The organism is Streptomyces sp. NPDC046261, assembly GCF_040646235.1.
Taxonomy (GTDB): Bacteria; Actinomycetota; Actinomycetes; order Streptomycetales; family Streptomycetaceae; genus Streptomyces.
Window position 1 is genome coordinate 246,505 of sequence record NZ_JBEYZU010000005.1, and the last position, 17,815, is coordinate 264,319.

17 protein-coding genes and 1 pseudogene are annotated in these 17,815 nt (G+C 73.3%); 7 read left to right on the plus strand and 11 right to left on the minus strand.

Annotation, left to right across the window (positions count from 1 at the left end):
* Positions 1-3 precede the first annotated feature (3 nt).
* A complete protein-coding gene (locus ABZ956_RS12500) occupies positions 4-888 on the minus strand; it encodes a glutamate ABC transporter substrate-binding protein (RefSeq protein ID WP_361891473.1) in 885 nt (294 codons plus the stop codon).
* A gap of 77 nt (positions 889-965) precedes the next feature.
* The gene (locus tag ABZ956_RS12505) at positions 966-1,709 is read right to left on the minus strand and encodes an amino acid ABC transporter ATP-binding protein (RefSeq protein WP_361891054.1); all 744 of its coding nucleotides are present in this window, start codon (positions 1,707-1,709) and stop codon (positions 966-968) included.
* Between the two features lie 208 nt (positions 1,710-1,917).
* On the opposite strand from ABZ956_RS12505, the gene ABZ956_RS12510 reads away from it, so the two are divergent.
* Positions 1,918-2,700 carry a GntR family transcriptional regulator gene (locus ABZ956_RS12510; protein ID WP_361891057.1) on the plus strand — a complete coding sequence of 261 codons (783 nt, stop codon included), beginning with the start codon at positions 1,918-1,920 and terminating at the stop codon, positions 2,698-2,700.
* A 16-nt stretch (positions 2,701-2,716) separates the two neighbouring features.
* Here ABZ956_RS12510 and ABZ956_RS12515 read toward each other — a convergent pair whose 3' ends face one another.
* Complete coding sequence (locus tag ABZ956_RS12515) at positions 2,717-3,157, minus strand: DUF6278 family protein (protein ID WP_361891060.1); 441 nt, start codon at positions 3,155-3,157, stop codon at positions 2,717-2,719.
* A gap of 139 nt (positions 3,158-3,296) precedes the next feature.
* Here ABZ956_RS12515 and ABZ956_RS12520 point away from each other — a divergent pair, with 139 nt between their 5' ends.
* Positions 3,297-5,159: an SGNH/GDSL hydrolase family protein gene (locus tag ABZ956_RS12520; RefSeq protein ID WP_361891063.1), complete on the plus strand. Its 1,863-nt coding sequence runs from the start codon at positions 3,297-3,299 to the stop codon at positions 5,157-5,159.
* 52 nt (positions 5,160-5,211) lie between these two features.
* Here the strand turns inward: ABZ956_RS12520 and ABZ956_RS12525 are convergent, their stop codons facing one another.
* Positions 5,212-6,267, minus strand: a complete 1,056-nt coding sequence (locus tag ABZ956_RS12525) for a biotin/lipoate A/B protein ligase family protein (RefSeq protein WP_361891066.1) — start codon at positions 6,265-6,267, stop codon at positions 5,212-5,214.
* A gap of 188 nt (positions 6,268-6,455) precedes the next feature.
* Here ABZ956_RS12525 and ABZ956_RS12530 point away from each other — a divergent pair, with 188 nt between their 5' ends.
* Positions 6,456-7,283, plus strand: coding sequence for an inositol monophosphatase family protein (locus ABZ956_RS12530; protein WP_361891069.1), 828 nt, complete (start codon positions 6,456-6,458; stop codon positions 7,281-7,283).
* 36 nt (positions 7,284-7,319) lie between these two features.
* A complete protein-coding gene (locus ABZ956_RS12535; RefSeq protein ID WP_361891476.1) occupies positions 7,320-8,732 on the plus strand; it encodes an NAD(P)/FAD-dependent oxidoreductase in 1,413 nt (470 codons plus the stop codon).
* A 16-nt stretch (positions 8,733-8,748) separates the two neighbouring features.
* Here the strand turns inward: ABZ956_RS12535 and ABZ956_RS12540 are convergent, their stop codons facing one another.
* From ABZ956_RS12540 to ABZ956_RS12550, 3 genes and pseudogenes are all read right to left on the minus strand, one after another.
* Positions 8,749-9,066 (minus strand): Clp protease N-terminal domain-containing protein, encoded by a 318-nt coding sequence (locus ABZ956_RS12540; RefSeq protein WP_361891478.1) that lies wholly within the window; start codon positions 9,064-9,066, stop codon positions 8,749-8,751.
* A gap of 78 nt (positions 9,067-9,144) precedes the next feature.
* Positions 9,145-9,324 (minus strand): annotated as a pseudogene (locus tag ABZ956_RS12545) (Clp protease N-terminal domain-containing protein); the annotation flags it as partial.
* Positions 9,325-9,326: 2 nt separating this feature from the next.
* On the minus strand, positions 9,327-9,551 hold the full coding sequence (locus tag ABZ956_RS12550; protein WP_361891072.1) for a hypothetical protein: 225 nt from the start codon (positions 9,549-9,551) through the stop codon (positions 9,327-9,329).
* A gap of 125 nt (positions 9,552-9,676) precedes the next feature.
* On the opposite strand from ABZ956_RS12550, the gene ABZ956_RS12555 reads away from it, so the two are divergent.
* Positions 9,677-11,173: an AlkA N-terminal domain-containing protein gene (locus ABZ956_RS12555; RefSeq protein WP_361891075.1), complete on the plus strand. Its 1,497-nt coding sequence runs from the start codon at positions 9,677-9,679 to the stop codon at positions 11,171-11,173.
* Between the two features lie 11 nt (positions 11,174-11,184).
* On the plus strand, positions 11,185-11,676 hold the full coding sequence (locus ABZ956_RS12560) for a methylated-DNA--[protein]-cysteine S-methyltransferase (protein WP_361891078.1): 492 nt from the start codon (positions 11,185-11,187) through the stop codon (positions 11,674-11,676).
* Positions 11,677-11,708: 32 nt separating this feature from the next.
* Here ABZ956_RS12560 and ABZ956_RS12565 read toward each other — a convergent pair whose 3' ends face one another.
* On the minus strand, positions 11,709-13,391 hold the full coding sequence (locus ABZ956_RS12565; protein WP_361891080.1) for a BCCT family transporter: 1,683 nt from the start codon (positions 13,389-13,391) through the stop codon (positions 11,709-11,711).
* 59 nt (positions 13,392-13,450) lie between these two features.
* Here ABZ956_RS12565 and ABZ956_RS12570 point away from each other — a divergent pair, with 59 nt between their 5' ends.
* Positions 13,451-14,638: a glycerate kinase gene (locus ABZ956_RS12570; RefSeq protein ID WP_361891083.1), complete on the plus strand. Its 1,188-nt coding sequence runs from the start codon at positions 13,451-13,453 to the stop codon at positions 14,636-14,638.
* A gap of 295 nt (positions 14,639-14,933) precedes the next feature.
* Here the strand turns inward: ABZ956_RS12570 and pssA are convergent, their stop codons facing one another.
* The 3 genes from pssA to ABZ956_RS12585 all read right to left on the minus strand — a co-directional run bounded on the left by pssA (position 14,934) and on the right by ABZ956_RS12585 (position 17,815).
* Entirely contained in the window at positions 14,934-15,785 is an 852-nt protein-coding gene (pssA, locus tag ABZ956_RS12575; protein WP_361891085.1) for a CDP-diacylglycerol--serine O-phosphatidyltransferase, read from the minus strand.
* Complete coding sequence (locus ABZ956_RS12580; RefSeq protein ID WP_361891088.1) at positions 15,772-16,428, minus strand: phosphatidylserine decarboxylase; 657 nt, start codon at positions 16,426-16,428, stop codon at positions 15,772-15,774. Before ABZ956_RS12580 ends, pssA begins: the two co-directional genes overlap by 14 nt.
* 181 nt (positions 16,429-16,609) lie before the next feature.
* The gene (locus ABZ956_RS12585; RefSeq protein WP_361891091.1) at positions 16,610-17,815 is read right to left on the minus strand and encodes an acyl-CoA dehydrogenase family protein; all 1,206 of its coding nucleotides are present in this window, start codon (positions 17,813-17,815) and stop codon (positions 16,610-16,612) included.

Consider the following 17,815-nt stretch of genomic DNA (forward strand, 5'->3'; position numbering starts at 1 on the left):
TCCTCAGCCCGCCGGGTAGCGGTCGACGGGGGGCGGCTGCGGGGCGGGCACCCCCGACAGGCCGAGGGTCGCGTCGTACGCCTTCTTCCAGTCGCCGTTCTTCTCGTGCGTCTCGAGGGCGTCGTCGAGGGCGAAGCGCAGGGCGGTGTCGCCGCGGGGCACCCCGATGCCGTACGGCTCCCGGGAGAAGGGCTTGCCGACCACCTTCAGCTCCTCGGGCGCCTTGGCGGCGAAGCCCATGAGGATGGTGTCGTCGGTGGTGACGGCGTCCACCTGGAGGCTGAGGAGGTTGTCCACGCAGATCGAGTACGTGTCGTAGGCGACGGCGACGGCCTTGGGGTAATCGCGCTGGATGCGCTGCAGCGGGGTGGAGCCGGCCGCCGAGCAGACCCGCTTGCCGGCCAGGTCCTGGGGGCCCTCGATGTCCGTCTCGTCATTGCGGATCAGCAGCGACTGGCCGGCGATGTAGTACGGCCCGGCGAAGCCCACCTGCTTCTTGCGCAGGTCGTTGATGGTGTAGGTGCCGACGTAGTAGTCGATCTGGCCGTTCTGCAGGGCGGTTTCGCGGTTGGCCGAGGCGATGGTGCGAAAGACGATGGTCTTGGGGTCGAAGCCCAGGGAGGCGGACAGCATCCGGGCGATCTCGATGTCGAAGCCGGAGTAGCCGCCCGTGGCCGGGTCCTTCTCGCCCAGGTAGGGCTGGTCCTCCTTGGCCCCGACCACCAGATGGCCGCGCCTCTTGGCGGCCCGCCAGGTGGCGGAGTCCTCCAGGCGGAAGCCGGTGGCGACCTGATAGACGGGCAGCGCCCCGGGCTTGGGCCCCTTGACCGGCGGGCTGCCCTCCCTGCCGCAGCCGGCCGCCAGCAGGGCCAGGGCGGCGAGCGCCAGGGCGGCCGTCCGGCCGCGCGGCCGCCCGTGGTGCGTCCGCCTTCTGTGCACGCGTCTGATCTGCACGCCGTCCCCGCTCAGTGCTTGAGGATCTTGGACAGGAAGTCCTTGGCCCGCTCGCTCTCGGGGGCGGTGAAGAACTCCTCGGGGGTGCGGTCCTCGACGATGCGGCCGTCCGCCATGAACACCACGCGGTTGGCGGCGGAGCGGGCGAAACCCATCTCGTGGGTGACGACGACCATCGTCATGCCGTCCCGGGCGAGCTGCTGCATGACCTCCAGCACCTCGTTGATCATCTCCGGGTCGAGGGCCGAGGTCGGCTCGTCGAACAGGAGCGCCTTGGGGTTCATGGCCAGCGCGCGGGCGATGGCCACGCGCTGCTGCTGGCCGCCGGAGAGCTGCGCCGGGTACTTCTCGGCGTGGGCGAGCAGCCCCACCCGCTCCAGCAGCTCCCGCGAGTGCCGGTCGGCCTCCTCCTTGCCGCGCTTGCGGACCTTGACCTGGGCCAGGGAGACGTTCGCCAGGACCGTCTTGTGGGCGAAGAGGTTGAACGACTGGAAGACCATGCCGACCTCGGCGCGCAGCTTGGCCAGCTCCCGGCCCTCCTCCGGCAGCGGCCGCCCGTCGAGCAGGATGGCGCCGGACTCCACGGGCTCGAGCCGGTTGATGGCCCGGCACAGCGTGGACTTGCCGGATCCGGAGGGACCGATGACCACCACCACCTCCCCGCGCCCGACGGTGAGGTTGATGTCCCGCAGCACGTGCAGCTTGCCGTAGTGCTTGTTGACATCCCGCAGTTCGATCAAGGGATCGACGGCCATACCAGCGCCCTACCCACTCTCGGCTGACTCGCAGTCGCCGCAAACTATCCGCATCAAAAGGGCACTTCACCGCCGACACGCGTACAGAACGGGATTGGGCCGGATAGGGGGTGCGAAGGCGGCCATTTGCCCTAGGTACACAGACCCAGCCTGGGTACCTAGCCTGTGGGGCCGGACGGGGGAAGCTTCAGGGGGAAGGGAGCCCGGTGTGGGCGACAGCAGGCCCGTATACCTGCGCATCGCGGACGACCTGCGGCAACGGATCGACGAGGGGGACCTGGCGGTGGGCGACCGCATCCCCTCCCGCTCCGAGCTCAAACGCGCATACGAAGCCAGTGACCAGACCGTGGACCGCGCGGTCCGCGTCCTGAAGGCCGCCGGCTACGCACAGGGCCAGTTCGGCCGGGGCGTCTTCGTCACCGACCGGGCGCCGCTCGGCACCCTGCTGCGCTCCACCGGCGCCGTCGACTCGCCCTTCGCCGCGAAGATCCGCGGCTACGGCGGCGCGGACCACCCCGCCTCGCTCGCCGCCCGGGACACGGCACTGACCTGGGAGGCGTCCTCCAGCGAGACCCCCGCCCCGGCGGCCGTCGCCGCACGGCTGGGCATCGCCACGGGCGAGCCGGTGCTGTGCACCCAGTACGAATACCTGGCCAACCGCCACCCCGTGCAGCTCGCCACCAGCTGGGAGCCGCTGACCATCACCGAGGGCACCGACGTCGCCCTCCCCGAGCGCGGCCCCTACGCCCGGCGCGGCGTGCGCGGCCGCCTGGCCGCCATCGGCATCCGCGTCGTCCGCGCCCGCGAGCTCGTGGGCTCCCGGCCCGCCACCACCCCGGAGGCCGAGGCGCTCGGCTGCACGGCCGGGCAGTGCGTCACCGTCGTCGAGCGCACGCACTTCGACGGCGACGACCGGGCCGTGGAGACCTCCGACATCATCGTCCGGGCCGACCGCTGGCGGCTGGAGTACACCATCACGTTCACCAGCTGACCCGACCGCCCCGGGGTCAGTTCTCCGCGACCTCCGCGTAGAGCTGGGACAGCTCCGGGGCGCCGTCCGCCGCCCACGCCTGCCCCGCCTCGACCACATCGATCTCCCGGCCGCTGGCCAGCCGCACCACCGGCTGCCCGTCCGGCCAGATCCACCAGCCCGCGCCGCCGACCGTACGCACGATGACCGTGCCCAGGTACAGCCCCGCGTCGTTACCGAGCCAGGGCACCAGTTCCGGGTCCTCCCGCCAGCGCGGCTGCAGCTGGTCCAGCGCCTCCAGGGACGACGGCGAGTCATCGAGCGCGACCCCTGCCGACTGCGCGTGCGCGCGCAACAGTTCGCACTCCGACAGCAGCTCGGCCAGGCCCTCCGGTCCCCGGCCGGCCGCCTCGGGCAGCGCCACCCCGTGCGCAGGGCCATGCCGCTTGCGCCAGCTGTCCAAGAAGGGAATGTTCATACTGGACAGGATCTCACTCGCACGGATGGCCCCACCACAGGCGCGCTGCGCCCGACGTGGCCGGTTGGCCTCCTTGACGTTCCCCTGGCGCCTCCCTAGCTTCATCCCGCCACGTGGGAAGCGGGGAACGCTGGGAGGCATGACGCGCATGCTCCGGACAACGAAGCTCAGGGCGCCCGTCGGCGGACGGCACAGACCGGCGGCCCGCGCCCGGGCCGTCGCCGCGGGCCTCGTCGCGGCGGGGGCGGTCTGCGCCCTCTCCCTCACCGGCGTCCCGGCCCACGCCGGGACCGCCGCCGCGGAGCCGCTCCCCTTGGAGCGGCTCTTCGACAACCGGGCGGTCAGCGACGACGCCCGCCCGCAGGCGGCCGACTTCGACGGCCAGGGCGGCTCCTTCTCCGCCCAGGACCTGACGGCCGCCGGCTGGACCCCCGGCCGTCTCCTGCCCATCGACGGCGCCCCGCTGCGCTGGCCCGACTCCGCACCCGGCCGGCCCGACAACGTACGGGCCGACGGGCAGGCCGTGCGGCTGGACGGACGCGGGGACGCCCTCTCCTTCCTGGTGGCCGGCAGCTCCCACGGACCGGCGTCCGCCGCCGCCGGCGGAGGCGGCTTCGTCCGCTACCGCGACGGCTCGCGGACCCCCTACCACCTCCGGGCGCCCGACTGGCGCCGCGGCCCGCTCACCACCAAGGCCGTGGGCCTGCCCCACCGCAACACCGCCGACGGCCAGCGGACCGAGACCACCCGCCTGTACGTCGTGACGGTGCCCCTCGCCCGGGGCCGGGAGATCGCCTCCGTCGTGCTGCCCGAACGCCAGGGCCACGCCGGCGAACTGCACGTCTTCTCCCTCGCCGTGCGACCCGCCGCGCACGGGTGGACCGGCAGCTGGGCGACGTCCACCTCCGGCTACGCGGCCGTGGGCCCGTGGACCGACCGGACCCTGCGGCTGATCGTGCACAGCAGCGCGGGCGGACCGCGCACCCGCGTCCGGCTGGAGAACACCTTCGCCCAGCGCGCGGTCCGCATCGGCCACGTCAGCGTCGCGGTCCAGGGCAGCGGCGCGGCGACGGCCGGCCGGCCCGTGCCCCTGACCTTCGGCGGCCGGGCCGGGGCGGAGATCCCCGCCGGCGCCCAGCGGTTCAGCGACCCGGTGGGCTTCCGGGTGCCGCCGGACACCAACCTGCTGGTGAGCATCCACCTGCCGCAGACCGTACGGGCGCTGCCCGTGCACAGCTACAGCAATCAGGTCTCCTACCTCAGCGCCGACGGCGCCGGCGACCGCACCGGCGAGCGGGGCTCCGCCGCGTTCGGCGAGAAGCTGGAGGGCTGGCCGCTGCTGACCGGCGTGGACGTCGGCGGCGGGCCCGGCTCGGTCGTCGCCCTCGGCGACTCCATCACCGATGGCGAACGCGCCACGCCGGGCGCGAACGGGCGCTGGCCCGACCTGCTGTCCCGGCGGCTGCTGGGCCAGCACACGGTGCCCCGGCTCGGCGTCCTCAACCACGGCATCTCCGGCAACCGCGTGGTGACCGACCGCTATCCGGGCGCGGGAACCAGCACCATCAAGAGCGGGGTCAGCGCCGAGCACCGGCTGGAGCGCGACGTGCTGGCCCAGACCTCCGCCCGTACCGTCGTCATCTTCGAAGGCGTCAACGACATCCGCGCCGGCACCACGGCCGACGAGGTCATCGGCGCCCTGAAGCGGATGGCGGCGGTCGCCCACGGGCGGGGCATGCGCGTCGTGGCCGCCACCATCGCCCCCTGCGGCGGCTTCTTCGACTGCACGGCGCAGGCCGAGGCCCAGCGCGTCGCCATCAACCGCCACATCCGGCAGGCCACGGACGTCTACGACGCGGTCTTCGACTTCGACGCGGCCATCCGCGACCCCCACCACCCCGAGCGCATGCTGCCGCGCTTCGACGGCGGCGACCACCTGCACCCCAACGACGCCGGGATGAAGGCGTTCAGCGACGCCGTCGACCTGCGGAAGCTGATCTGACGCACCTGCTTCTCGTCCCCCGGGCGCCTGGCGGACGCCCGGGGGAGCCGGCTTACGGCACCCGGGCCGTCCACTCGGCCGAGGCGAACTTCGTCGCCGCCAGTTCCTCCGCCCGCGCGAGCTCCTCGGCAGTGACCGCGCCCTGGGCCAGGCCGTAGCGGCCCCGGAAGGACTCGATCATCTTCTCGATCACGGCCGAGCGCGGCAGACCGGTCTGGCGGCGCAGCGGGTCGACGCGCTTCTTCGCGCTCATGGTGCCCTTGTCGGAGAGCTTCTCCTTGCCGATGCGCAGCACGTCGAGCATCTTGTCCGCGTCGATGTCGTACGCCATCGTCACGTGGTGCAGTACGGCGCCGTCGCCGGCCACGACGCGCTTCTGCGCCGCCCCCGCGATCTTCCCGGCGTCCGTGGCGATGTCGTTCAGCGGCTGGTACCAGGCTTTGACGCCCATGTCGCCGAGGGCGCCCAGCACCCAGTCGTCGAGGTAGGCGTAGCTGTCGGCGAAGGACAGGCCCTGCACGAGGGAGTCGGGGACGCACAGCGAGTAGGTGATGGTGCTGTGCGGCTCTACGAACATAGCCCCGCCGCCGCTGATGCGGCGCACGACCGTCATGCCGTGGCGGGCCGCGCCCTCCGGGTCGACCTCGTTGCGCAGCGACTGGAAGCTGCCGATGACCACGGCCGGGGACGCCCACTCCCACACCCGCAGCGTCGGCGGGCGCCGCCCGGCGGCGACCTCGGCGGTCAGGACCTCGTCCAGGGCCATGTGCAGCGCGGGCGACTGCGGCCCGTCGTGGATCAGCTCCCAGCGGTAGTCGGTCCAGTCGGTGGCGTTCGCCAGGGCCCGGCGCACCGCGATGGCGACGGCCTCGGAGCTGAAGCCGAACATCACCGTCCCCTCGGGCAACGCCGCCTCGACGCGGGCCGCCAGCTGCGGGGCCGGGGTGTCGGCGGGGGCGCCCTCCAGGGCCCGGTTGATGTCGAGGAGCGCCTCGTCGGGCTCGAGGAAGAAGTCACCGGCCACCCGCACATCGCGCAGCACCCCGTCCACGACCTCCACGTCGACGACGACGAGCTTGCCGCCCGGCACCTTGTATTCACCGTGCACGGCGCATCCTCCAGCTTGCTTCCTCCGGCCGGCCCGGCCGGCCGGCAGCGAAAACAACCGTAACTCCGTCATCCGACCCCCCGTCCGCCGTGCCGCCCCTTACACCGCCGGTGAGGGGTTCACCCCGGGGACACCGTGCGGCCATCACCGCACCACCGATCGTCGGTGCGGCATGGTTCGATGTCCGTATGATCGATGAATTTCTCGCAGGTGATGTGAACGATGTCGAGGAAGCGGTCCGCAAGGCGGCCGCCGCCGAGATCCTGCCGCGCTTCCGGCAGCTCGCCGCGGACGAGATCGTCGAGAAGAACGGTCCCCACGACCTCGTGACCGTCGCCGACAGGCTGGCGGAGCAACACCTCACGCACGCCCTGACGGCCCTGCTGCCCGGATCCGTCGTCGTCGGCGAGGAGGCGGTGCACGCCGACCCGCGCATCCTCGCCTCGCTGTGCGGAGAGGAGCCGGTGTGGATCGTCGACCCGGTCGACGGAACGCGGCAGTTCGTGAACGGTGACCCCGGCTTCGCCACCCTGGTCTGCCTCGCGCACCGCGGCGAGCTGCTCGCCTCCTGGACGTACGCGCCGGCCCTGGAGCTGATGGCGATAGCCCGCCGGGGCGGGGGAGCGGTGCTCAACGGGGTGCCGCTGCGCTCCGGTTCCCCCGAGCCGGGCCGGGACCTGGAAGTGGCCACCTCGCACTACGACTTCACCACCGACGAGCAGAAGCGGGTCCTGGCGGCGCTGCGCACGGAGGGCGTCGCGCCGCGCCCCTGCGGTTCGGCGGGGCTGGAATATCTGCACGTGGCCCAGGGCTCGCTCGACGCGGTGGCCTTCTCCTGGGAGAACGCCTGGGACCACGCCGCCGGGCTGCTGCTGGTCGCCGAGGCGGGCGGGGCCAGTGGGACCGTCGCGGGGGAGCCGTTCCGGATCGCGGGCGGCAACGCCCTGCCGTTCAGCGCGGCGCGGGACGAGCCGACCCTGCGGCATATCCTGGGCCTGCTGGCGTCCGCCGGCTGACAGGCAGGGACGAGGGGAGTCCATCCGGTGGCCACCATGCTCGACGCCGTCGTCGTGGGAGCGGGGCCCAACGGGCTGACCGCCGCCGTCGAACTGGCCCGCCGCGGCCTGGCCGTAGAGGTGTTCGAGGCGGCCGACGCCATCGGCGGCGGCGCCCGCACCGAGGAGCTGACGCTCCCCGGCTTCCGCCACGACCCGTGCTCGGCCGTGCACCCGCTCGCGGTGCGGTCGCCGGCCTTCCGCGCGATGCCCCTCGACCGGCACGGCCTGGAGTGGATCCACCCCGACCTGCCCATGGCCCACCCCTTCCCCGACGGCACGGCCGCGGTCCTCTCCCGGCTCGTCGGCGAGACCGCCTGCTCGCTGGGGCCGCGTGACGCGGGCGCGTACCGGCGGCTCGTGGCGCCCTTCCACGGCCGCTGGGACACCCTCGCCGCGGACTTCCTGCGCACGCAGTGGGACGGGCTGCCGCGCGATGCGGTCACCTACGCCCGGTTCGGGCTGGTCGCCGCCCAGTCGGCCACGCTCCTGGCCCGGACCCGCTTCCGGGACGAGAAGGCCCGGGGGCTCTTCGCGGGGCTCGCCGCCCACGGCATCGCCCCGCTCGGCGGCTTCGGCACGGGCGGCATGGCCCTGATGTTCGCCCTCGCCGCCCATGAGTGCGGCTGGCCCGTCCCGCGCGGCGGTTCGCAGTCCATCGCCGACGCGCTCGGCTCCTACCTGCGGGAGCTGGGCGGCACGATCCACACCGGCTTCGAGGTCAAGCACCTGGACGACCTGCCGCCGGCCCGCGCGTTCGTCTTCGACACCTCGCCGACCGCCCTCGCCCGGATCGCCGGCCTGGGCAACGCCTACCGGCGCTTCCGCCACGGCCCGAGCGTCTTCAAGCTCGACTACGCCCTGGACGGGCCGGTGCCCTGGGCGGCCGAGGCCGCCCGCCGGGCCGGGACGGTCCACATCGGCCCCACCATCGGCGAGATCGGCGGCGCCCTGCGGGCCGCCGTCGAGGGCGACGACCCGTCCGTTCCCTTCCTGATCACCGCCCAGCCCAGCATCGTCGATCCCACCCGGGCGCCCGCGGGCAAGCACACCTTCTGGGCGTACGGGCACGTACCCAGCGGCTGGGAGGGCGACGCCACCGAGGTGATAGAGCGTCAGATCGAGCGTTTCGCGCCGGGCTTCCGCGACCTCGTCCTCGCCCGCGCCACGGCCGGGCCGCCGGAGCTGGCGGCCCGCAACGCCAACTACGTCGGCGGCGACATCGCCACCGGCTCCGTGGCCGGCCTGCGCCTGCTGGTCCGGCCCCGGCTGGCCCGGGTCCCCTACGCCACCTCGCACCCCGCGGTCTTCCTCTGCTCCTCGGCGACCCCGCCGGGACCGGGGGTGCACGGGATGTCGGGGCACCATGCGGCGAAGGCGGTGTGGCGCAGCCTGCGGGCCACCGGCTGACCGGGGCGCCGGGAGGTCAGGCCGCCCGGCGCAGGTCCGCGAGGACCCCGGCCCGCAGGGTCGCCGGGTCCGTGCCCAGCCGGCGCAGGACGCCGGCCGTCGCCTTGTCCTCCGCGTCCAGGATGCCCAGCAGGACGTGCTCGACGCCGATGCGGCGGTCCCGCAGTTCCAGCGCCTCCCGCAAGGAGCGTTCCAGCGCCTTCTTGGCGCGGCGCGTGAACGGGATGTGCGCCGTGGCGGTGCCGCCGCGTCCGAACAGCCGGCGCGGGGCCGGCCCGGCCGGCGGCGCGTCGAGCGCGCCCGGGCCGAAGGCGTCCTCCGCCCTGCCGCGCACGGCGGCGAGGTCGATGCCGAAGGCGCGCAGCGCCTCCGCGTCGCCCTCGTCGAAGGGGTTCGGCGAGGTGACCGCGGCCCGGCATGTCTCGGGGGTGATCCCGAACCGGGCCAGGGTGCGGGCGCCCGGCGCGCCGGTGCGGGCGGCCACCGCCAGCAGGAGGTGCTCCGGGCCGATCCATGTGTGGTTCAGGGCGCGCGCCTCCTCCTGCGCGCTGATGACGGCGGTGCGCGCGTCCTTGGTGAACCGTTCGAACATGCCTACCTCCTGGCGTGCTTCTTGTGGACTGCCTGCCTGCTGACGCCCAGCGCGGCCCCGATCTCCTCCCAGGACCAGCCCTGCCGGCGCGCGCTGTCGACCTGGAGTTCCTCCAGGCGCTCGACCAGCCGCCGCAGCGCGGCGACGGCCCGCAATCCCACATGGGGATCCGCGTGCATGGCGGCCTCGGTGGTGCCGACCGCGTCCTTCGCATCCGTTCCGGCCATGGTGTCAACCTAGGATGACAGTGGGGGTGTGTCAACCATCGTTGACGCGAAGGGGGCGGGGGAGGCCGCAGGGTGATGTCGGATTTCCGCGAGCCCCGGCGCCCCGGAGGCCGGATCCTTGAGGCATGCACACCGACTTCGACCGCTGCGTACGGGCCGTGCGTTCCAAGGACGCGCGCTTCGACGGCTGGTTCTTCACCGCCGTGCTGACCACGCGCATCTATTGCCGCCCGAGCTGCCCGGCGGTGCCGCCGAAGGACCGGAACATGGCCTTCTACCCCAGCGCGGCCGCCGCCCAGCAGGCCGGGTTCCGCGCCTGCAAGCGGTGCAGACCCGACGCCGGCCCCGGCTCCCCGCGCTGGAACGAGCGCGCCGACCTCGTCGCCCGCGCCATGCGCCTCATCGGCGACGGCACCGTCGACCGCGAGGGCGTACGCGGCCTCGCCGACCGCCTCGGCTACAGCACCCGCCAGATCGAACGCCAGCTGCTCGCCGAGCTCGGCGCCGGCCCCCTCGCCCTGGCCCGCGCCCAGCGCGCCCAGACGGCCCGGGTACTGATCGAGACCAGCGCGCTGCCCATGTCCGACGTCGCGTTCGCCGCCGGCTTCTCCTCCCTCCGCACCTTCAACGAGACCGTGCGCGAGGTCTTCGCGCTCACCCCCACCGACCTGCGCGCCCGCGCGTCGCGCGGCCACGCCCCGGCCACCCCCGGCACGCTGACGCTGCGTCTGCCGTTCCGGGCGCCGCTGTGCCCCGACAACCTCTTCGGGCTCCTCGCCGCCACCGCCGTCCCCGGCGTGGAGGAGTGGCGCGACGGCGCGTACCACCGCACCCTGCGCCTGCCCTACGGTCAGGGAACGGTCGCGCTCCGCCCCCGCCCCGGGCACATCGAGTGCCGCCTCGCCCTCACCGACCAGCGTGACCTGACCGGCGCCATCAGCCGCTGCCGCCGGCTGCTGGACCTGGACGCCGACCCCGAGGCCGTCGACGGGCTCCTGCGCACCGACCCCCACCTCGCGCCCCTCGTCGACAAGAGCCCCGGCCGGCGGGTGCCGCGGACGGTGGACGCCGAGGAGCTGGCCGTCCGCGCGGTGCTGGGCCAGCAGGTCTCCACCGCCGCCGCCCGGACGCTCGCCGCCCGGCTGGTCGCCGCGCACGGCGAACCCCTCGCGCTGCCCGGCGCGACGGCGGGCGGCCCCGGCGGCGGGCTGACCCACCTCTTCCCGTCCGCCGAGGCGCTGGCCGCCCTGGACCCCGCCGCGCTGGCCATGCCCGCCGGCCGCCGCGCCACCCTCGTGCGCACGGCCCGGGCCCTCGCCGCCGGCGAACTCGCCCTCGGACCCGGCAGCGACTGGGCGCGGGCCCGGGCGCAGCTCGCCGGGCTGCCCGGCATCGGGCCCTGGACGGCCGGGCTCATCGCCATGCGGGGCCTCGGCGACCCCGACGCCTTCCTCCCCACCGACCTGGGCGTGCGGCGGGCGGCGGCCCGGACCGGACTGCCCGCCACCCCCGCCGCCCTGACCCGGCACGCCACCGCCTGGCGGCCCTGGCGGGCGTACGCCGTCCAGTACCTGTGGTCGGCCGACGACCACGCCGCCGCCCGACCGCCCGTCACCCCCTGAAGGAACACCCCATGTCCCGCGTCCACACCGTCGTCGACAGCCCCTACGGGCCGCTCACGCTCGTCGCCACCGACGGCGTTCTGAGCGGCCTCTACATGACCGGCCAGCGGCACCGCCCGCCCGAGGAGACCTTCGGCGACCGTGCCGGCGGCGGCCCGTTCCCCGAGGTGACGCGGCAGCTGGAGGCGTACTTCACCGGCGCGTCGGACCGGTTCGACCTGCCGCTGAGCCTGACGGGCACCCCCTTCCAGCGCCGCGTCTGGGAAGCGCTGCGGGAGATCCCCTACGGCCGGACCGTCTCCTACGGCGAACTGGCGGAGCGCGTCGGCTCCCCGGGCGCCTCCCGCGCGGTCGGCCTCGCCAACGGCAGGAACCCCATCGGCATCATCGTCCCCTGCCATCGCGTCATCGGCGCCGGCGGAAGCCTCACCGGCTACGGCGGCGGGCTCGACCGCAAGCGCCGCCTGCTGGCCTTCGAACGGGCCGGCGAGCGGCTGTTCTGACGTGCGCCGACGCGTCGGTGACCGGATCCGCGCTAGGAGGCGTCATCGTCCCCGTCGCGGTCCCGGGGCCTCTCCGCCACCCGGCGCAGCCGGTGGTGGCGCACCGGGCCCTGTTCCAGGACGGCCTCGCCGACCATGGTGCGCAGGGCGTCCCGCAGGCCGTGCATCGCGTGGTGGCGGGCCGGTCCCGCGCCCGGGTCGGTGCGCAGCTCCCTGAGCAGGGACCAGCACAGCGCCAGCATGACCAGGACGAACGGCAGCGCGACCAGGATCGTCGCCGACTGCAGGGACTTCAGGCCCCCGGCCACGAGCAGCACGGCGGCGACGGACGCCATGAGCACGCCCCAGACCACGACCAGCCAGGTGCGCGGGTGGAGGGCGCCGCGGCTGGAGAGCGAGCCCATCACCAGGGACGCGGAGTCGGCGCTGGTGATGAAGTACGTCATCACCAGCGCCATCGCGATCCACGAGGCCGGCGTGGCCAGCGGCAGCGTGTCCAGCAGGGCGAACAGGGAGGCTTCCGCCCCCTCCTTGACCGTGTCGGCCATCTCGGCGGAACCGGTCATGTCCAGCCGCAGGGCGCTGCCGCCCATCACGCAGAACCACACCACCGTCGCCCCGCTGGGCACCAGCAGCACCCCGATGAGGAACTCGCGGATCGTCCGGCCGTGGGAGATGCGGGCGATGAACGTCCCGACGAACGGGGCCCACGACAGCCACCATGCCCAGTAGAAGATCGTCCAGGCGCCCAGCCAGTCGGCGTCGGTGAAGGCGCCCGTGCGGGTCGCGAGGGTCAGCAGGTCGCTGAGGTAGCCGCCGGCGGCGGCCGGGATGGTGTTGAGGACGAAGACGGTCGGGCCCAGCAGGAAGACGAAGAGCATCAGGCCGGCGGCGAGCGCGATGTTGATCGTGCTCAGCCACTTCACGCCCTTGTGCAGACCGGAGAAGGCGGAGAGGACGAAGGCGGCCGACAGCGAGGCGATGATGACGAGCTGCAGGGACGTGGAGTCCTGCGCGCCCGTCGTGATGTTGAGGCCCTTGGAGACCTGCAGCGCGCCGAGGCCCAGGCTGGTGGCCGTGCCGAAGACCGTGGCGAAGACGGCGAGGAGGTCGATGGCCCGCCCCGGCCAGCCCGCCGCCCGCCGCGCCCCGAGCAACGGGACGAACGCCGAGCTGAGCCGGTTGCCACGGCCCTTGCGGAAGCCCGCGTACGCCAGCGCCAGGCCGGCCATGCCGTAGATCGCCCACGGGTGCAGGGTCCAGTGGAAGAAGGAGTACTCCAGCGCCGTACGGGCCGCGGCGGGGGAGCCGGCGGAGACGCCGCTGCCGGGCGGCGGGGCGACGAAGTGCTGCAGCGGCTCGCCGACCCCGTAGAACATCAGGCCGATTCCCATGCCCGCGCTGAACATCATCGCGATCCACGCGAGGTTGCCGAATTCCGGCTGCGAGTCGTCCGCGCCGAGCCGGATCCGGCCGTAGCGGCTGAAGGCGATGACCACGCACAGTGCCAGGAACACATCGGCCGCGATCACGAACAGCCAGGCGAAATTGGACAGCACCCAGCTCAGAGCCGTCGTCGACACCCGGTCGAAGGAGCGCTCGCCCAGCGCCGCCCACGCGACCACCGCCAGGACCGCCGCGCCCCCGACGACGACGAGCGGCAGGTCCGGGGGTTCGTCCTGCGGGGTGCTCACGTCGGTGCTCTCGGTGCTCATGACGCCCCACTATGGCCGGGAAAGCCGGGATTCGGCGGCCTGGCACGCCGCCGCGGGCCATGGGCAGTACGACAGTCCCCCGGGTAGGGTCACCGCGGCGCGACCCGGAAGCGAGGGGATGCACGGTGGCGGATGCGACACGCGTACTGATCGCCGCGGACAAGTTCAAGGGGTCGTTGACGGCCGTGGAGGTCGCCCGTCATGTGACGGCCGGCCTGCGCCGCGCCGCGCCGGGCGTGGCGGTGCGGGCGCTGCCCGTCGCGGACGGCGGCGACGGCACGGTGGACGCCGCGGTGGCGGCGGGCTTCGAACGGCACCGGGCGACGGTGACCGGGCCGGTCGGCGAGCCGGTGGCCGCCGCGTACGCGCTGCGCCCGGCCGACGGCACGGCGGTGGTGGAGATGGCCGAGGCGTCCGGCCTGCGCCACCTGCCGCACGGGATCTTCGCCCCGCTCACCGCAACGACCCGCGGCACCGGGGAGCTGCTGCTGGCCGCGCTGGACGCCGGGGCCCGCACGATCGTGCTGGGCGTGGGCGGCAGCGCCACGACGGACGGCGGCGCGGGGATGCTGGCGGCGCTGGGGGCCCGGTTCCTCGACGCGGACGGGCGCCCGCCCGGCCCCGGAGGCGGGCCGCTGGCGGCGCTCGCGCGCGCCGACCTGTCCGGGCTGGACGCACGGCTCGCCCGCACCCGCGTCGTCCTCGCGAGCGACGTCGACAACCCGCTGACGGGCCCGCGTGGCGCCGCCGCGGTGTACGGGCCGCAGAAGGGCGCCTCACCGGAGGATGTGGCGGTGCTCGATGCCGCCCTGGCCCATTACGCGCGCGTGCTGGACGGCGGCGCGCGGGCCGCCGCGCCCGGCGCCGGGGCGGCCGGTGGACTCGGCTACGGCGCCCTGGCCGGCCTGGGGGCGGCCTTCCGGCCGGGCATCGAGGTCATGCTCGAGGTGCTGGGCTTCGCGGCGGCGCTGAAGGACGCCGACCTGGTGATCACGGGCGAGGGCTCGCTCGACGCGCAGACGCTGCACGGCAAGGCGCCGGTGGGCGTGGCCCGGGCGGCCCGCGGCACGCCCGTGGTGGCCGTCTGCGGGCGCCTCGCCCTCGACGGTGCCGCTCTCGCGGGCGCGGGAATCGAGCGCGCGTACGCCCTGACGGACCTGGAGCCGGACGCGGCGCGGTGCATGGCCGAAGCGGGGGCGCTGCTGGAGCGCCTCGCCGACTCCATCGCGCGCGACTACCTCGCCTGAGGCCAGAGCCCTTCCCACCCACCCACCCGTCACCCAGCACCGAACCGCGAACCGCGAACCGCCCGCCCGCAGCCCGGCCCACCCGGGGTGCGCCCGCCCGGCCGGCCCACGCCCGGCCTCGGGCCGTGGGCCCGGTCCGGGGCCTCCCGCCCCGTACCCGCCCCTTGCCGGGTAATGGGCGGGTGGGTGGGAGAGGGGCCCCGCGCAGCGGGGTCGGCCGGGTATGGCAACGGCGTGGGGCCCGGGCTGATCGCCCGGGCCCCACGCCGTTCGCCGTCCACGCCGCCTACGGCGGCTACGGCAGCTGTGCCGCCCGCGCCTCGCGGCGGTTGTCACGGAACGTGTTCACGCGACGCGCCGTGGCGAAGAGCGGGATCACCGCGCCCAGGACCACCTGCAGCGCGCAGCCCGTCTGGAGCAGGAGCTCGCCGCCGGGGGCGTCGAAGGCCCACGCGGCCAGCAGGCCCATGCTGAGCACGATCCAGCTGAGCATGGCCACCGCCAGCGGCCCGCGCGGCTTGGGGTACTCGACCCGGCTGACCATCAGCCACGCCACACCCATGATCGCGAGCAGCGTCGGCACGAAGGGCAGCTCGAGCAGCACGATCGAGACGACCGTCAGCGCCCCGAAGGGGCTCGGCATCCCCTGGAAGATGCCGTCCCGCAGCTGGACGCAGGAGAAGCGGGCCAGCCGCAGCACCACCGCGAGCAGCACCACGATCGCGGCGACCGCCGAGACCCGCTGGTGGGCGTCGTCGGCGACCATGCCCCAGACGACCACGAAGTACGCGGGCGCCAGGCCGAAGCTGATCAGGTCGGACAGGTTGTCCAGCTCCGCCCCCATCGCCGAGCTGCGCAGCTTGCGCGCCACGAGCCCGTCGAAGAGGTCGAAGACCGACGCGAGCAGCATCAGTATCACGGCCGTGGCCGCGCTGTGGCGGGCCATGCCGCCGTCCTCGTTGCCCGTCAGGTGCGGGATGAGGACGCCGGTGGTGGTGAAGTACACCGCCATGAACCCGCAGATCGCGTTACCCAGGGTGAGGGTGTCCGCTATTGACAGCCGGGTGGACAGCGGCATGTCGTCCGTGTCGTCGGTGTCGGCTTCGGGAACCCAGGCGGCCTGTGTGTCCGGCTCAACCACGGTCAAGGCGTGTCACCCCTGCCGTGGTGGCCTGACCGACCTCGACCGCGACCTCCACGCCTTCGGGGAGGTAGATGTCGACGCGCGAGCCGAAACGGATCAGACCGATCCGCTCGCCCTGCTCCACCTTGGTGTCGGCCTCGATGTACGGCACGATGCGGCGGGCGACGGCGCCGGCGATCTGGATCATCTCGATGTCACCGAGCTCGGTGTCGAAGTGCCAGACGACGCGCTCGTTGTTCTCGCTCTCCTTGTTGAAAGCCGGAACGAAGCCGCCGGGGATGTGCTCGACCGAGGTCACCGTGCCGGCCATGGGGGCGCGGTTGACGTGGACGTTGAGCGGGCTCATGAAGATCGCGACGCGGGTTCGTCCGTCCTTCCAGGGCATGATGCTCTGCACCACGCCGTCGGCCGGGGAGATGACCCGGCCCTGGGCGATCTCACGATCGGGGTCGCGGAAGAACCACAGCATGCCCGCCGCGAGTGCGGTGGCGGGCACGGCCAGCGCCGCCCAGCGCCCGGAGCGGCGGGCCTGGGTGAGGCTGACCGCGGCGGTGGCGACGGTGGGAAGGAGCCACGGCGATGCTCCGCGCGCGAGGCGTACGCCGACGAGGCTGTCGCGTGGTGCAGAGGAAGAGCTGTGGGGCATGGGTGACCTTCGTAGCGGAGGGTGCCGCGTAACGATATGGGGGACGGCGGCTTTCCGGGGATGCTATCGGTTTCGGACGGCAACTGGCTAAGCGCCAAGGCCAGTAGATGGCCGAACGCCGATGACAGGGTGTGATCTTCTTCTCTGTTAAAACACCCCCAGATACCTCCAAACCGGGCATTTATCCCTGGATTCGGTACTCCTCCAGTAGCCGGCGGCCGATGATCATTTTCTGGATCTCGGCCGTACCTTCACCGATCAGGAGCATCGGCGCCTCGCGGTAGAGCCGCTCGATCTCGTACTCCTTGGAGAAGCCGTAGCCGCCGTGGATGCGGAAGGCGTCCTCGACGACCTCCTTGCAGTATTCGGAGGCCAGGTACTTGGCCATGCCGGCCTCGAGGTCGTTGCGCTGACCCGAGTCCTTCTTCCGCGCGGCATTGACCATCATCGCATGGGCCGCCTCGACCTTTGTCCCCATTTCGGCCAGCTTGAACTGAATAGCCTGGTGCTGCGCGATGGCTTTTCCGAAGGTATGGCGCTGCTGCGCGTAGGAAACGCCCAGTTCGAACGCACGCTGGGCGACGCCGCAACCACGCGCCGCGACATTGACGCGGCCGACCTCGACGCCGTCCATCATCTGGTAGAAGCCCCGCCCGGTGGCCCCGCCGAGCACACGGTCGGCCGGAACGCGCAGCCCATCCATGATCAACTCGGTGGTGTCGACGCCCTTGTAGCCCATCTTCTCGATCTTGCCGGGGATGGTCAGGCCCGGCTTGACCTGGCCGAAGCCCGGTTCCTTCTCGATCAGGAAGGTGGTCATCGACTTATGCGCGGGGGTGCCCTCGGGATGCCCCTCGTCCGTCCGGCACAGCACCGCCACCAGCGTCGACGACCCGCCGTTGGTCAGCCACATCTTCTGGCCGTTCAGGACGTACTCGTCGCCCTCGCGCACGCCCTTGGACGTGATGGCCGACACATCCGAGCCCAGCCCCGGCTCCGACATCGAGAAGGCGCCCCGCACCTCGCCCGTCGCCATCCGCGGCAGGAAGTACTCGCGCTGCTCCTGCGTGCCGTGCTGCTTGAGCATGTAGGCGACGATGAAGTGCGTATTGATGATTCCGGACACACTCATCCAGCCCCGGGCGATCTCCTCGACGCACAGGGCGTATGTGAGAAGGGACTCACCGAGCCCGCCGTACTCCTCCGGGATCATCAGGCCGAAGAGCCCGAGTTCCTTGAGGCCCTCGACTATCCGGGTCGGGTACTCGTCCCGGTGCTCCAGCTCGGTCGCGACCGGGATGATCTCCTTGTCGACGAATTCACGGACCGTGGCGAGAATCTCCCGCTGGATGTCCGTGAGTCCGTCGGTCTGCGCCAGGCGGCCCAT